The sequence below is a fragment of the Sphaerochaeta halotolerans genome, from assembly GCF_003429665.1.
Taxonomy (GTDB): Bacteria; Spirochaetota; Spirochaetia; order Sphaerochaetales; family Sphaerochaetaceae; genus Sphaerochaeta; species Sphaerochaeta halotolerans.
Genome location: NZ_QUWK01000008.1, coordinates 88,320 through 105,154, shown reverse-complemented (window position 1 = coordinate 105,154; position 16,835 = coordinate 88,320). Strand labels below are relative to the sequence as shown.

At 45.8% G+C, this 16,835-nt stretch carries 11 protein-coding genes; 1 reads left to right on the top strand and 10 read right to left on the bottom strand.

Annotated features, from left to right (window positions below):
• Nucleotides 1–11: 11 nt before the first annotated feature.
• Genes mutS through DYP60_RS08800 form a run of 3 tightly spaced genes read right to left on the bottom strand, consistent with a single transcriptional unit; the run spans nt 12 to nt 9,824 of the window.
• Nucleotides 12–2,612 carry a DNA mismatch repair protein MutS gene (gene mutS, locus DYP60_RS08810; protein ID WP_117330641.1) on the bottom strand — a complete coding sequence of 867 codons (2,601 nt, stop codon included), beginning with the start codon at nt 2,610–2,612 and terminating at the stop codon, nt 12–14.
• A gap of 2 nt (nt 2,613–2,614) precedes the next feature.
• Nucleotides 2,615–5,158 carry an outer membrane protein assembly factor BamA gene (gene bamA, locus DYP60_RS08805; RefSeq protein WP_117330640.1) on the bottom strand — a complete coding sequence of 848 codons (2,544 nt, stop codon included), beginning with the start codon at nt 5,156–5,158 and terminating at the stop codon, nt 2,615–2,617.
• A 22-nt stretch (nt 5,159–5,180) separates the two neighbouring features.
• Nucleotides 5,181–9,824, bottom strand: a complete 4,644-nt coding sequence (locus DYP60_RS08800) for a translocation/assembly module TamB domain-containing protein (RefSeq protein WP_117330639.1) — start codon at nt 9,822–9,824, stop codon at nt 5,181–5,183.
• Between the two features lie 149 nt (nt 9,825–9,973).
• On the opposite strand from DYP60_RS08800, the gene tmk reads away from it, so the two are divergent.
• Nucleotides 9,974–10,579, top strand: a complete 606-nt coding sequence (gene tmk, locus DYP60_RS08795) for a dTMP kinase (RefSeq protein ID WP_117330638.1) — start codon at nt 9,974–9,976, stop codon at nt 10,577–10,579.
• On the opposite strand, the gene queA is transcribed toward tmk, so the two are convergent.
• From queA to lepB, 7 genes are all read right to left on the bottom strand, one after another.
• Nucleotides 10,576–11,616: a tRNA preQ1(34) S-adenosylmethionine ribosyltransferase-isomerase QueA gene (gene queA, locus DYP60_RS08790; RefSeq protein ID WP_117330637.1), complete on the bottom strand. Its 1,041-nt coding sequence runs from the start codon at nt 11,614–11,616 to the stop codon at nt 10,576–10,578. The genes tmk and queA overlap by 4 nt on opposite strands.
• Complete coding sequence (ruvB, locus tag DYP60_RS08785; protein WP_117330636.1) at nt 11,591–12,652, bottom strand: Holliday junction branch migration DNA helicase RuvB; 1,062 nt, start codon at nt 12,650–12,652, stop codon at nt 11,591–11,593. The genes queA and ruvB overlap by 26 nt, the downstream gene beginning before the upstream one ends.
• Nucleotides 12,653–12,667: 15 nt before the next feature.
• Nucleotides 12,668–13,300: a Holliday junction branch migration protein RuvA gene (gene ruvA / locus DYP60_RS08780; protein ID WP_117330635.1), complete on the bottom strand. Its 633-nt coding sequence runs from the start codon at nt 13,298–13,300 to the stop codon at nt 12,668–12,670.
• The gene (gene ruvC / locus DYP60_RS08775; RefSeq protein ID WP_117330634.1) at nt 13,297–13,791 is read right to left on the bottom strand and encodes a crossover junction endodeoxyribonuclease RuvC; all 495 of its coding nucleotides are present in this window, start codon (nt 13,789–13,791) and stop codon (nt 13,297–13,299) included. Before ruvC ends, ruvA begins: the two co-directional genes overlap by 4 nt.
• 3 nt (nt 13,792–13,794) lie before the next feature.
• Nucleotides 13,795–14,544 (bottom strand): YebC/PmpR family DNA-binding transcriptional regulator, encoded by a 750-nt coding sequence (locus DYP60_RS08770; RefSeq protein WP_117330633.1) that lies wholly within the window; start codon nt 14,542–14,544, stop codon nt 13,795–13,797.
• A 62-nt stretch (nt 14,545–14,606) separates the two neighbouring features.
• Entirely contained in the window at nt 14,607–15,788 is a 1,182-nt protein-coding gene (hemW, locus tag DYP60_RS08765; RefSeq protein WP_117330632.1) for a radical SAM family heme chaperone HemW, read from the bottom strand.
• Nucleotides 15,788–16,795, bottom strand: coding sequence for a signal peptidase I (lepB, locus tag DYP60_RS08760; RefSeq protein ID WP_117330711.1), 1,008 nt, complete (start codon nt 16,793–16,795; stop codon nt 15,788–15,790). The genes hemW and lepB overlap by 1 nt, the downstream gene beginning before the upstream one ends.
• Nucleotides 16,796–16,835 lie beyond the last annotated feature (40 nt).

The window sequence follows — 16,835 nt, the reverse complement described above, 5'->3', positions numbered from 1 at the left end:
AGGGATTATGGTCACTTCGCTTGCAGTTTTTCCTGTAATTCTTTCAGGAACAAGAGTGCCTCCAAGGGAGAGGACTGATCAATGTTGAATGATTCCAAGGCATCAATGACTTCGCTTTCATTTGTGTCAAATGCAGTATAAGAAGATTCATCACCCTCAGTTGCAGCACTGAATAAATCCGGTTGCATGGCTGCAAAGTCATATTCAGCGAAGTGTTGTCTCTGAAATTGGCGGGCTTGTTTTATAACATCACGCCCCACCCCTGCCATTCTTGCAACGTTCAATCCGTAGGAGCTGTTGGCAATTCCCTCAATGACCCGTCTCAGAAACTTAACCTCCCCTCCCTGTTCACTAACCTGTAACGTCAAGAGTTGGATGGCACTGGTATCGATTCTGGCTAGTTCATGGTAATGAGTAGCAAACAGCGTTTTGCAATTCATCGAAAGGAGTTTCTGCATCATGGCATAGGCAATTGACATGCCATCCTGGGTACTGGTACCTCTTCCCAGTTCATCAACAATAACCAGTGAATGTCTTGTTGCCGTCCTGAGAATATGGGCGGCTTCCTGCATCTCAACAAGGAAGGTGGACTCCCCACGAGCAAGATTGTCACTGGCACCCACCCTGCAATAGAGACGGTCGACTACACAAAGATTAGCCTTGGTTGCAGGTACGAAACTTCCAATTTGTGCAAGTACAACAAGCAAGGCACTTTGCCTGAGGAACGTTGACTTACCTGCCATATTCGGGCCCGTAATCAAACAGAACCGTTTGCCTGTACTCTTGATCGTAAGGTCATTTGGAACGAATTCCCCTGGAGGGAGATGTTGTTCAACCACTGGATGCCTTGCGCCTTCCAGAATGAGCACATCCTCTTCCGCAAAACTCGGTTTGGTATATTGGTGGGTGATTGCCGTACTTGCAAAGCTCTGTAAACAATCCAAGTCACTGAGAAAACTACTGATGGAGAGCAGCATCTGTTGCACGTCCTTGGTCTTGGAAACCAAGGATTCATAGACTTCTTTCTCTCTCTCTTCCGCCAAGGCAGCACTCTGTAAGATCTGCTGCTCCAGCTTGATCAACGCATCACTGGTGAATCGTTCGGCATTTACCAGCGTTTGTTTGCGATAGAAGGTGGCAGGAACTTTTGCGGCATGCGTCTTGGTAACCTCCATATAGTGGCCAAGAATCTTGTTTGAAGCGAGTTTTATGGTAGGAATACCAGTCTCTTCCTTTACCTGCTGCAAATAGGAGTCCAACAACTCCTTTCCACCAGTTTTGGTTTTTCTCAGTGTATCCAGTTGTGCATCATAACCCTTGAGGATGACCTTCCCTTCCTCAAAAGGTCCCTGCCACTGATCGTTGATTGCTTTCTGTATTTCTGAGGCAAGTTGCAGTAAAGTCTGGAGCTGCATTTCTTCCAACTTTGTTGGGAGAAGATCCTGATACCGTTCATCCACCAAATGGAAAAAGGCTGAGATTGACTGAGCGATTCCTGTCAAATCCCTTGGGACCTGCCTATTCATGGCTATCCTTGTCGTCAGACGCTGGATATCCAATACCTGTTTCAGGATTGACCTGACCCGGCTGAGTTCATCGCGATCTTCAACAAGCATTTCGACCCATCTCTGACGTTCACGGATTTGATCGACATCAGTAAGGGCACGAGTGATCCAATTTTTTAATTGCCGTGTCCCCATGCTGGTGAGTGTGGCATTGATTGCAGAGAAAAGCGTGAATTTTTCACTACCGTCACTGGTATTGCTGACAAGTTCAAGACTTTTCCTGCTTGCTTCATCGATATGCAGGAAATGGTTCTCTTCAACCACGGTAAACGACTCAATTTGATTCAAGCTTGTCTTGGCGGTCTCCCGCAAATACCAGAGCAATGCCCCGGCGCTGGAAAGACGATGGTCCTTCTCTTCCAACGAAAAGGCTTTCAGACTCGTGCTGCCTATATGGTTGCACAGTAAACTGTATCCATCAATGATTGAAAAACGCCAAGGAGGAAGTTTACTGACCATTGCCTGCTGGGCATCAAGGAGACCTTGGAAGTCCTGGTAGAGAAAGTAATCATCCTCATTGACCAATATCTCCCTGGGACGGATTTGTTCCAGAACTGAAAGCAGTGACCCATAATGATCATCTTTCGCTACAGTCCTCAGAGAGAACTCCCCTGTGGTGATATCTGCATAGCTGACTGCAATCCCTTGCTTTTGGAATGAGATGCTCAGGACATAGCTGGATTGTTCTGCATCAAGGTAGTCATCTTCGATAACCGTTGCAGGGGTGATTACCTGCACCACTTCACGTGTCGCAAGTTTTTTCCCACCATCCTGATTAAGACTGATTTGTTCACAGATTGCAATTTTCTTGCCGGCCTCGAGCAACCGTTTGATATAAGTCTTTGCCGCATGATAGGGAATTCCACACATCGGCTGACCATTACGTTTCGTGAGGGTAAGGTTGAGAAGTCGTGAAACTTCCCTTGCATCATCTTCGAACATCTCATAGAAATCACCAAGGCGGAAGAACAGTACTTCCCCTTGGTGTTGCTCCTTTATCTGATGGTATTGGACCATCATTGGAGTCAAAATTTCATCTGCGCTCATACTCAATACAAAGTCGTGGTGATCGCAAGTACCAGTTTAAACCCACTGTCTTCACTGCTTCCCTTGAAAATGGTTCCACCATCCCAAGAAAAGGTATCGTCGATAAAACTTGCGTTCTTCACCAGATACAATCCCAGAGGGAATCCTGGTACCTTCAGCTTGATCCCCGCTCCCATGGAGTAGTACCAAGCAAGGGAAGAGGGAGCAATATTCTGCAAATCAGTGCTGACGCCCGTAGCACTTCCATAGATTTCTGCAGAAAGTACATTATGTGCAAGTGGCCAGCTGACAGAAACCTGGTTGTCCCAAAGGTACGCCTGGTCAAAGATGACGGAGAAACCACGACCGGTATTCATACCGTCGATATAAAGCATCTCATAGCGGGTAGCACCCTGTTTTGCATCGTACCAATCCCAACCCTGTGTATCATATTTGTTATTATAGTACTGTGGGAGCATAGCACTGACAGTGGTAGTGGCACCCAATACGACATTGGCATCTTTCTCTGCAAGGGTAAATGTGAAGAGCGTAACATACCCACTTGCAGACGTTGAAGACTTGATGTAGTTGGAAAGGCCTCCAAGAATGCCACCAGCATAGGTGAAACTCTGGCTTAGATAGTACCCCCTGCTGGTATTCTCTATCCGGTCACGGCCATCCCACGCAAAGGAGAGGCTGAGACGGTTACTGAACTGCCAACGCTCTCCATATGCCTTGATCAAGCGCTCAAATGGGTCATAAACAGCATGATTGTAATCAGCATAGTTCAAACCGATGGAAAGCCCTCCACCGACTGTGAGGGCACCGGGGCGGAACATGAATGTATACCCGGTGTTGTAACCAAGGGAAACCCGATAGTATAGATAGTTCATCAAATACGAGTTTGCAGGAAGTGCTTTATCTGCGGCCAGATAACTGAGATAACTGTTGTATCCAAGGGGATACGCAGTATCATCATGACCAGTGTAGTAGTCACTTCCCAAACCTCGTTGCAAGACTCTCTCTTTTTTGCTTCTCTCGAAATTGAAGGTCAAACCATTTGACCAACGATAATCCTTAAACCATCCATCAGTGAATGATATGGAGAAGTTCTGTGTGTCAGGGCTGAGGTTGGTGGTAATCGCAAGATCCCTACCAGTACCACCCAAGTTCTTGTCAGACCATTGCAGGAATCCAGAGACGGGGAATCCATCCACATTACCACCGAAGGTAGCTCCGAACTGGATATCCATTTGGTTCCCTTCCACAACGGTATAGACAGGTATGACTGTTCCTGGCTCACTGCCATTGATAATGTCAAATTTGACATCAGTGACGATCAGTGTGTTGTAGATGTTCTGTGCACTGCGGATCAATGCTTCTTTGCTGAAAACATCACCTCTGCTGAAGGTCAACTCACGTTCGAATACATAGGGCTTTGTTTTGGTGAGTCCTTCGATGCGAATATCTTCCACAACGGCCTGCTGGTTTTCCTGGACGTTTAGAACGAATGTGATGACCTTGTTCTCTTCATCCCGTACCATGTCACTTGAGATTACATTGAAAATATACCCATTGTTCCAATACAGGTCCGTAACGGCCTCTATCTCTTTCTGGACCCGAGAGATGTCAAGAATTGACCCCTCTTTCATGCTGATGAGGCTTTGGAACTGTTCATCGCTGAATACAGAGTTCCCCTCGACCTGGATGCCACCGAAGCGCCATTGCTCTCCTTCATCTATCTGGTAGATGACCCTCAACCTCGTATACTCATCATCCTCTCTGCTGATATCTTCTGTCTTTACATCAGAGATAGTAGCATCTACAAAGCCCTTACTCTGATAGAACGTGATAAGGTTCCGTTTGTCAGTCTCTATGGTTGATGGATTATAGTAGCCACTGTTGAAATAACTGATAGTCTTTGAGGAAAGTTGTTTTGCAAGCTGATCGCTTGCTAATTGTGTATTACCTTCAAAGACTATTTCACCAATACGTTTCTGTTTGTTCTCCTCTATGGTAAACACCAGACTCACAGTGTTTGATGTTTCATCAATTTCATACGAGGATGATATAACCGTATCGGCATATCCCTTCTCTTCATAGAGCCCCCGAATCTCATTCTTGGAAAGTTCAATATTCTGTTCTTGTAGGAATGTTCCTTCCTTGCTGAGCAAGACATCTTTGATGTTCTTTGTCTTGATCCCAGCATTGCCTTGAATCGTAACTTGGCTGATATAGGGCAACTCATGAAATTCCATGGCTATTTTAAGTTCATTGTTACCCTCCCCTGTTCGTTGTGCTTCTGCAAGGAAATATGAGAAATAATCGAGAGCGTAGAGTTCTCCCTGCAATTTATTGAACAACGCATCACTGAAAGGTTCGTTCAAGTATGCATACTGAATATCCAAGATAATGCTTTCTTCAACATTTTGCAGTCCTGTATTGGAAAAAGATGCAATTCGTTTACCCATGTACCATGGGGTCTCTTCAGCGGCACTAACCAGAGAAAGGGAAAAAAGTAGGATAAGGATTGCGCAAAAAAGTCGGCGCGATTTCCGCTTGTTCATGATAGCTCCTCTATATTCTTGTTTAACGCAGAACAAACCTTCTGGTTACACTAAAACCAATGGTATCCAAAATATTGACGAACGACAACTCGTTGGGTTGGGTAAAAAAGGAGAATGTCCCTATTGGGTTCTGCCAGTCAAGTGACAGCTCAAGGTCAAGTGAAAGGTCGGGATAGATGAATGTTCGGGTAGCTTCAGTTCCGTCGATAGCAGTAAGGTGCACCAATGCTTGCAGGAAGAATTGCTCTCCTACGTACTTGCCCATGAATATCGTGGTATTGTTCAGATACCGTGCCAGTGGGCTGAGGTTGGCCAAGCTTGCTCCCGGTAGGGCGTCGATGAGAATATTCTGCAAGATATTGCTACGGATGCTGAACATATCGAGTCCAAGTGAAATGCGGATTGAATCAGTGAGTAGGGTAGATTGGCTGGTTTGTAAATACCCAAGTCTCTCGGCTACATCAGTAGCAGCAGCTGCAAGACTGGCAACACTATACAGATTCACCTGTCCATAAGCACCGGTCGGAAGAATCGACTGACCAAGAATCTCAAGTATTTCGTTCACATCCTTTGGCGGCGTCGATTCAAATTGTGGATTAAGATTGGTAAGGCTTGAATCCCTTAGGACAAGAAAAATGTCCACCCTATTTCCCTGTGCATCAAAATCTGTCAATTTTGCTCTCATATTGATTGTTGGCTGGATGGTGTTCTGACCAGAGAGTGCATCACTATGGAGCGAGAGCGAACCTTCGGTAATGAAGAAGTTCTTTTGGAAATAATAAAACTCCCCGCTTCTAAAGGTGAGATCACCATCAATGACAAAATCATCGGCAATAAGATCATAGGAGAAATTGATCTTCTGGTTTTCAGTGATGGTTGCCTGGATGAAGGGATTCGGTGTATTTGGGTATAAAAAGGACACATTCCTACCGGTTACTATGGAAATTTCGGTATAGGTTGGATAACTTCCAACATACCAGGAGGGAAGGTCCTTGATTCCCAGGCTTATAGTGCTGTTCTGAACAGTTACATCACCTTCGAGCCTCGTCTCAGATCCCACGCCAAAGAGGTTTATGGTACCTCCGGCATACGTACGGATGTCCACATCGACTTCCTGTATCGGAATCCAGACATAGACCATGTCTTCCCCACTGTCTGCATGCATCTCATAATTGAGCAGATGAAACCCATCGAAGTTTGCACCAAAGGTACCATAGCCTTCACTAGTTCTTCCTGTGATAGTATTGGTTAAGAAGAAAGGAATCTTTGGTGTCATGACCCTAGTCCCATCCAGGGTTGCTATAGCGTTGTTCATGGTGATGATATCTTCAGGAAGCCAGAACAGCTCCATCCTTGCTGTGTCAACAGCAACTTGTCCATAGATACGGATGGCATCCTTCCTTCCTCCAATGAAAACCTCACCTTCTGCAATACCATCCAGAAAACTGAATACAGGTTTCTGGATGGTCCTGTTGAGAAGATGCAACGGGAAATATATATCTTCCACAATAAGGCCGAAGTCTTCTTCTGCAAGGGACCCCTCTACAGATAAACCAACACCAAATAAGGGATCTGCCTCTCCCTTGAGCTGCTGTGTGCTTAGGTTGTAATTGAATGAAAGAAGATCACTTTCAATAGAAAGGTTCGGCTTATCCAGAGAAATGGTATAGACACCATCGGCAACCCCTCCCTCTCCATAAAGCAGGATGTCTGAAAGCGAAAGTACAGCCTTTGCCTTTCCCCCTAGGATTGGGGATATTGCAGAAGGGAGGTCTAAGAGACTTTCCATCATTCCCAGATCGAGTGCAAGGGTATAGCTGAGTGTACTTTCCTGGTCTTTATAGGAAAGATGGCGAATATGAGAGAATGTACCCTCGCTTAAGGCTTTGTTTCCCTTGATGAGCAACAGATTGCCTGCATAGGAAAGGTCTCCTTGTGAAAATTGCGAATCGAATAGGTTGAGCGTTGTATTCCCAGCTTCAATCTTGGTGGACAATGTCCCGTCTCCTCTTCTGAGATTCAGTATGCCGTCAGCACTGATTGTCTGTTTGAGATCGGTATAGCCTAGGAGATCCAAATCAACGACTACACCTTCTGTGAACGTGAAAAATCGATCAAGAGGCAATTCATCAAGTTTTACAAGTGCACTGATACGTGAATCTTCACCCATAAGGGAGATGGCAATGGTTCGCTCGTTGTTGGCCTCTAGCGTAAACGATGCATCGAAGGGTGCAAGGAAGGAGCGTTCACCCAGGGTAAGGAAATCTGAGCCAGTATAGGAAAGCTTGCTCCTTAGTTCTGTATTCTGTTCATCAGTAAGCGAGATATCAGGAAGAGATAGTGTGTCTTGTGTTAGTAATACGGCAGTTTGTAGTGTATAAGTGTGTCCCTGGAATGCTACACCACCGATGGTAATAAGATCACTTAACACATTCCAACTGCGGGAATTGTTGAAACCAATCCGTAGATCACCTGAAATTTCGGCATTGGCGAAGAATCCTTGATTTGGCAAGGTCAAACCACTACTGGTGATCTCTGCCATAATCGGAGGCGCTAGATTTGTGGAAAGTGAGAATGCCTTTTCCTGGTTGATGGAAAGCTGTAATGTATTGGTCTGAAGACGAAAGGAGAAAGGATAGCGTGTATCAAAAATATCGAGTTGGGCATTTCCAAGCAAGAGATTCTGGGGGGAGGAGCTGACCATCCCCTCAATGGAGAGTGAGCGCTCAAAAGGAGTGGTTATCATGAAACGATACTGTTTTGGTGGTTCCTTATCGAAATTGATACTTCCAAGCAGTTGCCCGTCAAAGCTCCTGAAGAGGTCCAACTGCCCACTTGGCAGCCAATCAGTCAGGTCTGTTTTTCCGGAATACACCAAACGATAACCACTGGTAGCAATCGTCAAAGCTTCCACATCCAGAACATCCTGGGCTACGTACCCCTGGAAAATAAAACCGGCATCAAGTTCAAGCTTACCGACCTTCATCTCTCGAAGTGCCAGGTCAATAGCCAAAGTACCATCAAATGGCATGACGGTACCATTCCCTGTTTCTGACTGGAACGTGATGTTTCCAATCAAGTTCGTTGCATCATCATAATACGGTTGTAAGAATGGGGCATAGCGTATAATCGAGGGAGAAAGAAATGAGAGCGGAAATTCGTCCATACGTGTGCTGATATGGAGGGAACCATTTCCTTCATATGGTAGGTTGTACACTGAAAGAAGATTGAACCGCTCATCAAGTGAGATTTCCGCCTGCAACTGTCTATCCTGAGCATTTCCTTGGTAAGAAAGGCGGGTATAAAGAGGTATATCTGTAAAAGATGAGGCCAGTTCCTCAAAAGTAAAGGATGCGCTCAACGCAGACCGTTCCCGCTCATACCGTAAGCTTGAGGTGAGAGGAGAAGTAGCCTGAATTCCCTGAGAATCCAGAGAAAGCATACTTGAAGCTGTCAAGTGTACAGAAGCACTTTCCACCATTGTATCTTTCAATTGTGCGTCACCAGTAATGGAAACAGAGTCCAACCGGGCTGTAAGATCTTCTCTGCTGTAGGTCACTTGATCAAGCAATACAGTCGCTTCGATATGCTCCCCATCGCCCATGTATCGGGCATCGAGAATCAGGTCTTCACTGTGTAAAGCGAGTATGTCATGTAAAATGAAGGTAAGAGGTTCTCCCCTTCTGGTTGCCGCATCGAGAGAAAACAGTCCATTACTCCAGGTCCCTTGTAATGTGGTTGTTGGCGCATGTAATTCCATTTCGTCGCTGCTGAGAATCATCTGGTCAAAAGAGAGGGTTGCCCGTCGTGGAATCCCAAGTTCAAGAAATGCAGTACCACTGAACTCTGGAACAGAAATAGATAGGTTGGGCATCTGTACAGCAACAACAGAGGCGGAGAGAGAAAATGTACTTACATCGTCGGGAAGGTTGAAGCCTGTGATGGAACCTTGGGCGACAAGGTCTTCCATGCTTCCGTTCCCTTGCTGAGTCGTGAACATCGTGTGAGAGGAAGTAAAGGAAACATCTCCTTGCTTATTTAGGTTGAGATTTGTGCCTTCCAGTGCTATAGCTGAATCAACAAACTGCAGGGAAACCACACCTGCTCTTGCTTGCAACGAAGGAAGTTCATTCCCTCTTTCCATCTCAAAATTGAATGCTGCTTGATGTATCTCTGCAGTGAAAACAGATGAATTGAAGGTCCCTTCCAAAGAGTTTGAGTGTATTTGGAACGTGTTTTCTTCCAACCAATGGCTGATAAGCGTAGGTGGGGATCCCCCACCCTGTGGGATGGAGAACGAATCGTCGAGTTTCACCTGTGCCTGTTCCAATTCAAGAGAGACACGTTTGCCTCCTTGCACGAATGATTGCACCAACAAGGGAACCCCTCCCTCGATAGTCCCCTCTTCTGCGGATACGAGAACTGTTTCATCCTTTTTCAAGGAGGGGTTGAGAACTATCAATTCCTTGAGAAACGTTCGTTCGAGTCCGGTCGCAGTGAAGGTGAATGAACCGGATTTATCGAGGGAGGATATCAAGTAATCGGAAAGGAAACGGCTTGGATTGCGCATATCAAGATATACCATCCCATATAGGGTGAGAATGGCACAGCTAAAAAGAACGAGTAACGAGATGGCTATGTCTTTCAACGTTGTATGATATCGCACGCCTCTTATTCCTTTCTTTGCCAGTATAGCCGATTGTGCATTGCTTGGGCACCTCTCTTTTCCTGATTATCTCTCATTATTGCGTGAAAAAACTGATTTACCTTATGATGTATTTACCGTACCATAGAGATACAAGAGGAGATATGAATATGCCTTCAGTATTGCAGAATTTTGTTGTATTCGAGGGATTGGATGGTGCAGGTACCACGACCCAGATGCAGTTGCTTGCAGAATATTGTGACCAGAGGGATCGTCCCTGCCGTGCAACCTTTGAACCTACTGATAAACCAATCGGGCGACTTGTGCGCTCCGTGCTGAGAAAACAAATCGTCACCACACCTTTATGTTTGGCAATGCTCTATGCAGCGGACCGCGAGGACCATCTCAACAATCCTGTTAATGGCCTTATGCGGGACTTGGAAGAAGGCAAGTTGGTCATTTGTGACCGGTATCTTTATTCTTCCTTGGCTTACCAAAGCGTTGACAGCAATTTCGAGACCATACGGAGCCTTAACGCCTTCCCTTCCCCCCAGTACTTGTTTTTCATCGATACTCCGGTAGAGGAATGCCTGAGAAGGATCAAGGGAAGAGGCGACCAAGAGGAGCTGTTTGAGCGTCATGAGTTCCTTGAAAAGGTGAAGGAAAATTATGAACGCATCTTCGAGGCACTCAGTGAGGAAGTAACGCTGGTACGACTTGATGGGCTCCTCCCGAAGGAGGAGATTGCAAGAAAAATCCAGGAATTGCTCTTCTAGCGGATAAACATAGCATCCCCATAGCTGAAAAAGCGATACTCCTTATCCACGGCATGCCGGTATGCGCTGTCTATGAGTTGTTTCCCCGCAAAAGTGGAAACGAGTACCAACAATGTGGATTCAGGAGTATGGAAATTGGTTAAAAGTTGATCAACCACCTTCCATTGGTATTCGGGGCGGATAAAGAGATTTGTCCGCCCTTCCCCACTTTCCAAGCATCCTGTTTCGCTGTTGAAGGCGCTCTCTAGCGTTCTTACACTGGTAGTTCCTGTTGCAACGACTTTTCTACCTTCCTTATGCGCCTGGGTAATGAGCTTTGCAGCTTCTTCGCTAATATTGTACCGCTCATAGTGCATCGTATGGTCATCAAGGTGCTCGGTTCTCACAGGTAAGAAAGTTCCCGGCCCAACATGGAGTGTTATGGGAACAATTGTACACCCCTTTTCCTGTATAGAAGAGAGTATTTCCTCAGTGAAGTGCAACCCAGCAGTGGGTGCTGCAACCGAACCTTCCTTTTCTGCATAAATGGTCTGGTACCGTTTTTCATCAGCAAAGGAATCCTCCCGTTTGATATACGGAGGTAGCGGTACATGTCCAAGCCGTCTGAAGAATTCCTCATCCAGGGGAGTCTCGAATGCAACGGTTCTTGTCCCGTCATCACCGATTTCAGTAATCCAAGCCTTTTGAATGTAGCTACCCTCTTCATCACTGAACGTATAGTGTTTTCCCACTTTCTGACGTTTTGCTTTTGTAACCATGCACTGCCAGGTGTTGTCGAGATTTTCTTCCAAAAAGAGAAATTCGACCATACTTCCCGTGTCACTGGTCGCATACACGCGAGCTTTTCTGACTTTACTGTTGTTCACTACAACAACACTGCCTTCATCAAGATAGGAAGCAAAATTATGCATCTGCTCGTCAATGACGGAACCATCAGAACGGTTCAGAACCAAGAGACGATCCTCACCCCTTTTATCAGCAGGTGTTTGTGCAATCAAATGTGGTGGTAGGTCAAAAGAGAATTCCTTGATTTTCATCCATATTCCTTTTACAGGGTAACCCCAGCAATTCATAGGCTAGCTTAGTAGTCATACGACCACGAGGTGTTCGTTTCAAGTACCCTTTCTGGATCAGATAGGGTTCATAGAAATCCTCGAGGGATTCAATTGCTTCCCCTACACTGATGCTCAAGGTTTCTGCACCGACTGGCCCCCCGTCATAGAACTCAATGATTGTCCTCAGAATATTTCGGTCCTGCATCTCGAGCCCATTGGCATCGATGCCGAGTCGTTCCATTCCGTGTTCAACGACGGCAGTGGTAACAATGCCATCACCCATAACCGAAGCAAAATCCCTCAATCTTCTCAAGAGACGATTAGCAATACGGGGAGTTCCCCTACTGCATCGAGATAGGAGAATGATTGCCTCTTCCTCAATATGTATGTCCATGATCTGGGCAGAGCGCTTGATGATATTTGCCAGTTCCTTTTCATTGTAGAACTCAATATGACAGGTAATACCAAATCTTGAGGAGAGGGGGCTTGAAACAGAACCTGCTTTGGTAGTAGCCCCTACCAAGGTGAATTTTGGAAGGGGAATACGCATGGTTCGGGCTGCAGGCCCTTGACCGATGACCCAATCAATCTCAAAATCCTCCATGGCAATGTACAACATCTCCTCAAGAGCTGGTTTGAGCCGATGAATCTCATCAATGAAAAACACAGACCCTTCTGTGACATTGGTAAGAATGCCTGCAAGATCCTTTGGCTTTTCCAAAGCAGGAGCACTGGTCATTCTGATTTCTGCTTCCATCTCATTGGCAATAATACTAGCCAACGTAGTTTTCCCCAGTCCGGGGGGGCCGATAAGGAAGGTATGATCCAGTGGTTCTTTTCGTTCCCGTGCCGCTTGCACAAAGACTGCAAGATTATCCTTGAGGCGTTGCTGCCCCTGGAAATCTTTCAACAACTTTGGTCTGAGGATATTCTCCTGTCTGTCCCCCTCTTCCTGGAATGAAGAAGAGATTACAGAGTTCTCGATCAGTTCATGGAGGTCTGGTTGATTGGTGTCCATATGCTTCTTATCCTATCATCCGAGCAACTTGATGCTCAGACGGAACAGGTGTTCCTCGGCATCATGATGACTCATTTTCTCAAGCTCAGAGGCCTGATTTTCCGTGACTTTGTCCACAGTTTCCTCTACAAGGCGACGATCATAACCCATGTCAACAAGTGCGTTGATAATGTCGCTATACGGATGATGCGCCTGTTTTCTGGGTCCTGATGTACTTTTTACTTTGTCCTCATCCAATACCAACACATTACGAAGTGCAAGAATCATTTTCTGACCGGTTTTTGGACCAATGCCAGGAATGGATGAAAGCAACTTCAGGTTCCCACTATCCAACGCCTCAGCAAGGTTGCGAACATTAATACCACTGAGAATCTTGAGTGCTTGTTTCGCACCGATTCCCGATACCGTCTGTAACTGAAGAAATGCTTCCCGTTCATCTGCATCAGAGAATCCAAAAAGTGACATACTATCCTCACGGTGCACCAATACCGTCATGACTCGGACTCCCCTACGAGCCTCAAGAGAGAGATTGCTCAAAGTACTGGCTGTCTGGCTGGAAATTGAAAGATTGTACTCAATATGGCCACATCGCAAAAAGAGGGTCCCTTCTTCAATAGAAACGATGTCTCCAATCAATGCGTTTATCATGGCAATTTCATCCTTATTCTTGAAAAATCATAGACAGCAAAACAGATTGCCACTGCAAGGGCATCTGCTGCATGGTCTGGCCTTGGAATTGTTTCAAATCCCAGTAGAATACGAACCATTTCCTGTACTTGATGCTTTTCAGCACCTCCAAATCCAGTTACAGCACTCTTGATGGTCGGAGGGCTGTACAATCGTACCGGAATATCTTGCAATCCCATCTGGTGGATACATGCTCCAATAACCTTCGCTACAGGAATGGCAGAACTAACATTTTTGGTAAAGAAGATGTCTTCCATGGCACAGATATCCACTTTGTGCTCTTCGGCCAACAACCCAACCGATTTCGCTATGAAGTGTATCCTCTGGCTATCAAGTTGTGAAGTACTGGTTTTGATAACCCCAAAAGAAACAGGCCGGTTATGCTGTCCGTCTGATTCGACAACACCCCAGCCTGTCTGTGCATATCCTGGATCTATTCCTAGGATTCGCATGCCTTATTCTTCGTCACTGTCCTCAAAATCATCAGGCAATTCCAAGTTGGAGAAAACTTGCTGGACATCATCCAACTCTTCCAGTTTGTCAATGATCTTGAGTACTTTGCGTGCCTTCTCGGTGTCAAGTGTAACCGTCTGGTCTGCAACTTTCTCCACCTCTGCACTCTCCTGTTCAAACCCTGCGGCCTGCATGGCCTCCAGGACGTTTGCAAAATCACTCGGAGTCGTAATCACTTCAATCACTTCATCAGAAGTAGTGACATCATCGGCACCGTTCTCCAGCGCAACTTCAAATATCTGTTCTTCCGTATACTTGGAAGAATCATAGGTTATGATTCCCTTTGTCTGGAACATGTAGGAGACGCACCCACTGTTCCCGAGCGTTCCACCGTTTTTCGTAAGGGTGGAACGAACATCACTGGCTGTGCGGTTCTTGTTGTCGGTAAGCGTGTCAATGATGAGTGCTACTCCACCTATTGCATACCCTTCATAGGTCAATTCATAGTACGTGGAATTTTCCATTTCCCCGGAACCTTTCTTGATTGCCCTATCTATATTGTCCTTGGGCATATTTTCAGTACGTGCTTTGAGAATAGCCGTACGAAGCCTTGCATTGGAGTCAGGGTCAGCGCCGCCCATCTTGGCAGCAACGGAAATCTCTTTAATCAGCTTCGTGAACTTCTGGCCGCGTTTTGCGTCAGCAGCACCTTTCTTGTGTTTAATGGTAGCCCATTTACTATGGCCGGACATAATTGAACCTCTTATTAGTAAAATATCATGAATTCTATAGCCCATTCAACCTATCATATGCGTTAGTGGCGGTCAAGGGGTTGTGGAATTTGAAGGCAGAGCCTTAGGACAATCTCATCAAGTACCATCCATCCAACTTCAGTTAATACAAATAGATGAGAAGTATTGTTGTACCAAAGAGGATCAAGATGTGCAATGGTATTGGAGAAAAGAGAGTCGAAATCCAATAAAAAGCGATCTGAAAAATGCTTCTTTTCGATGCCACGGTTTGTTCGCAAGGCCATCATCAGGTATTCTTCCATCAATTGTTCACTGCTGAGTATCTCTTTGTCATACCCAGTGAAGAGAGCACCTTCAGCAAAATCCTTGAGGTCTTGGTTCTGGCTGTAATGCCATGACTCGTTTCCAGAATGAAGAAAGGATGCTGCGCTACTCCCCAACCCTAGGTAGGTATTCAAGTCCCAATATACAAGGTTATGATTGCACACGTTCCCCTCTCGTGCAAAGTTCGATACTTCATAGTGCTCATACCCCAGCTGTCCAAGTCTTGCCCATAGACTTTGTAGCAGTTCTCTCTGTCCATCATCATCCCAAACCTGTACCTCTCGCTTTGAAACGTTTCTTGCAAGCTCTGTCCCTTCCTCCACGGTCAAGCAATACAGACTGATATGTCCGGCCTCACTGAGGGAAACCACGGTTTCGATATCCTGCAATGCCATTTGCATGGTTTGGCCGGGAAGCGCTGCCATCACATCAAATGAGAGATCGATACCGTACTGTTCGCGTGCTTTCTTGGCCAATGCAATTGCTTGTAGGTTGTCTTCAAGTGTAGCATTCCTACCCAATTGGCGGAGAACTTCCTCATCCATGCTCTGGATACCCATGCTCAAACGAGTGACAAGTTTTTGCTCGAACAAGGGGAAAAATGCTTCAGAAAAAGTATCTGGATTCATCTCAATGGTAACTTCACGGCATTGTGTACTTCTTGCTGCCAAGAGCAGACGTGAAAGTTGCTCACACGTAAGAGACCCAGGATTGCCACCACCGATAAAGATGGTTTCAAATCCACCAGTCTCCTGAACCACAACAGCAATCTCTTGTTCAAGACGGGAAACATACGCTTCCCGAAATCCTTTCCAATTCGTCTCGGGCTCACTGTAAAAGGAACAATAAGAACAACGGGTAGTACAAAAAGGAATATGGAGATACAGTGATTTTGGCTTGCAGCCACCTAAAGTAAGCACTATGCATCCCCTAGATACCGCATGCTTGTGATGGGCCAGAAGCGGAAGCGAACCGAACCATTGATTTTTTTCTGGTTCACAGGGCCAAAATACCGTCCATCACGGCTGTTGTCTCGATTATCCCCAAGCGGGAGAATAGAGCCTTGCGGTACATAGATCCCGCTCTTATATTTTGCGCTATCACTGCGCGATTGCATATCCGCTGGGTTGATAAGATGCTTGGCCCTCTTTGCAGCAGTCTCGAATGCATACATGTCATCGGGATATGAATCCCCTTGTACGCTTGCATATTGGCTTTTAAGATATGCCGGGCTTGCAGCAAGGTCTACCCCCGCTTCCTGATACCCAAACAAACTTCCCCATGCCATAATTCCTTCATAGGAAGAAGATTCAAGACTTCTATGGGGTCCGTCTGACAAAAAAAGCTCATTTCTGAACGACGCTTCATCAACGAATGACGCAAAACCTGCAGGGCGAACCTGCACATTACCCTGTACAAAACGGATTGTCTCAGAGGGAAATCCTACAGCTCGTTTTACATACAGTCGTTCAGCGATGGAACCATCTTCATTCTTGTCAATATTCACCAGAGAGAATGTCCCCATGTAGATAATCTGTGAGAGTATATCGAACACAGGTCCCTTGGAGTCGTATTCAGGATTATAGAAGGTGATAATATCATCACGTTGTACTTGCCTGTTTGCAGAAAAAATCTTCGGACCACTGGGATACACTTCAATGCCATAGATGGTCTTGCTTACAAACACCCGGTCTCCCACGTTAAGGGTTGAAACCATGGAAGGGGAAGGGATGACAAAAAGCTGGAAAATATATTGATTGATGAGCAATACTGCAAAAACAGCAAACACCAGGGCATCAACCCAGCCCTTTACCTCACCAAGAAAGGTGCGTTTAGTACGCTGTGACTTCTCAAAGGCCTTCAATGCCTTGCGATGAGTAAGTATGCGTACCGTATGACGTTCGAGAAAACTCAACAATGATTCCATAGGAAGCAAGCTATCACAATAGAGTTCAGTTGACAAGAGA